The 2333-nt window shown below is 59.8% G+C and carries 2 protein-coding genes; one reads left to right on the forward strand and one right to left on the reverse strand.

The features are described 5' to 3' along the window. Positions 1–102 precede the first annotated feature (102 nt). A complete protein-coding gene (locus Q0216_RS02840) occupies positions 103–1320 on the reverse strand; it encodes an ABC transporter permease (protein ID WP_298592765.1) in 1218 nt (405 codons plus the stop codon). A gap of 158 nt (positions 1321–1478) precedes the next feature. Between Q0216_RS02840 and Q0216_RS02845 the strand changes: the two genes are divergently transcribed. Next, a complete protein-coding gene (locus tag Q0216_RS02845) occupies positions 1479–2102 on the forward strand; it encodes a TetR/AcrR family transcriptional regulator (protein WP_298592767.1) in 624 nt (207 codons plus the stop codon). The last annotated feature ends 231 nt before the right edge of the window (positions 2103–2333 follow it).

Below are 2333 nucleotides of genomic sequence, written 5' to 3' on the forward strand. Positions count from 1 at the left end.
GTTCAGTGAACACGGCACACACCCTTCTTACGTTGCACCGGCTATGTTTTTACCGGCTACGCTGCACCGGCTACGTTGTACCGGCGGCCCAACCCGCGGTGGTTATGCCTCCACCGTTGCGGTGCGGCGCTCCTTGAGAGCCCAGCCAATCACGCCGGTCAGCAGACCGAACGCAATCCAGGAGCCAAGCACCAGCCACTGGTCGCTCGCTGCAGCCTCCGGGAAGTACGCAATCGAACGCAGCAGAGTCGAGGAAGCACCCGGCACCATCATCTGACCGATCTGACCCCACGCACCGGGCAGGAACACGCTCGGCATGCTTGCGCCCGAAATCGGGTTACCAATGAACATGGTGATGACCGCACCTACGCCCAGACCAATCAGCGGCGAAGACAGTGCACCCACACCCACGATGAAGAAGGCGGCCGCCAGGTAGGTAGCGCTCAAAGCAGCCCACAGGGTAGCGAAGTCACCGGGGATGATGCCGAACCAGGTGCTCAGAATCAGCGCGGTCACCGCACCACCGATGACGGCGTACAGGGTTGCGGTGGCGAAGCGGCGCCAGGTACCGTTCACGCGCAGAGCGGAGAAGGAACCACCGAGAATACCGCCAATGACTAGCGGGAATGCGGTAACAGCGATGCCAGTGCCGGAGGTGTCAACGTCGTTCAGGGGCACTACGACGGTGGTCTTCACCGCCATGGCGGATGCCTGCTCGGCCTGCACCTTCATCTGCTCCAGCTGGGCGGCAGCCTGCGCACCCTGCTCACCGCCCGCCTGCACCGCCTGGGTGAGGGCCTCAGTCTTGGCGGCGAGTGCCTTCTGCTGGATCTGCGCGTTCAGCTGGGTGGCAACACCGTTGAGCATCTGGGTTGCTGCGGCGTTCGCGGCGGGGGCGGTCAGCACCTCGGGAGCGGCGCCTTCGGTGAAGATGATTGCGCCGTAGGTTTCACGCTGCTTGATTTGGTTTTCGGCGTCTTCGCGGGAGGTGGCCTGCTTCAACTCGAAGGTTTCAATACCTTGGTCTTTGAGGGACTGTTCGAACTGGCTGACGGTCGCCTCGGGGCCCGCGATGGAGACGGGCAGGTTTTTGGTTTCCATGGTCTTGGTGGGCCAGGTGAAGGCGAGGATCACGAGCGAAACAATCAGGGATGCCAGCAGTGAGGTGCTGATGACCTTGATCCAGGAGGAACGCTCGGGGGTTTCTTGTACGTTTGCTTCTGCAATGCTCTTGGCCGCGATCTTCTGGGATGCGGCAGCTTGGGTGGCTGCGGCGGTCACTGCCTCTGCGGTGACTGCGGTGGTGGTTTCGTTGTTCACGATAATCTCCAAACAAAATGCTTATTTCGTTTACGAGTCAGAACTCTACTCTCGGTTTTTACCGAGTGCAAACGAAATAACTATTTTGTTTGCAAGGTCACAAAAAGAATCAGTGTTGTGTTTACGTATTCTCTAGCCCCACCCCCTAGACTGGAACCATGCCCCGACTGACAGAAGCCACCAAAGCTGCACGCCGCGCCCAAATCATCGAAGCAGCCATCGCCTGCTTCCTCGAACGCGGCTACACCAACACCTCCATGAGCGACATCATCAAAGCCTCCGGGCTGTCCTCCGGGTCCATCTACTCGCACTTCACCGGCAAAGAAGACATCCTCGTCAGCGCCATTAACGAACGACTCGAAAACGTCAAAAAGCTCTACGCCGCACTCCCCGAAGGCGCCGGGCCCCAGGACATTCTCGAGACCATCCACACGAACCAGCTGGTAAACGACAATTTCTCTGCCATGCTGCGCATCCGCCTCGAATCGCTCCACGCGCCCGAAATCGCCAGGGCAACCGCAAACGTCATGCCCCTATTGCAGGGCGTCATCGTAAAGACCCTCACCCCCTGGGCAACTGAGCAGCTGAGCGTTCTGCACGAAATCAACCCCGACCCGGCACAGCGCACCCCCGAGCAGGAGGCGCTCATCGCCGACTACGCCCGCGACCATGCAGACGCCTTCATGATGGTTTTCCAGGGGTACATGCTCCGCTCCTTCATCGGTAACACCGAAGAGAAGGACCGCCTCTACCGCGTCGCTTTGGCACTTCTTCCCGAGTAGTTGACCGCCTGATAGCCCCTAAAATCACCCTGATACGGTTGTCTTTTAGATTTATCGGCGATTTTTGAGCGCTATAGCACCCTCACAATCCGCAGGCGTAGAATCGAGAAATTATGACTGAATCCTGCACCCCCGCAACCCCCGAGCCACGCGCCACCAACCCCGCCGAGCTGAACAACCTGCGTGCCGCGCACGCAGACGAACTCTCCTCCCGTACCCGCGCCACGAGCA

It is taken from the genome of uncultured Rothia sp., assembly GCF_937976295.1.
Lineage (GTDB): Bacteria > Actinomycetota > Actinomycetes > Actinomycetales > Micrococcaceae > Rothia.

Bases quoted from the DNA above. Each gene is read 5' to 3' on its own strand.
- Q0216_RS02845 (WP_298592767.1), top strand. From the start codon at position 1,479: ATGCCCCGACTGACAGAAGCCACCAAAGCTGCACGCCGCGCCCAAATC.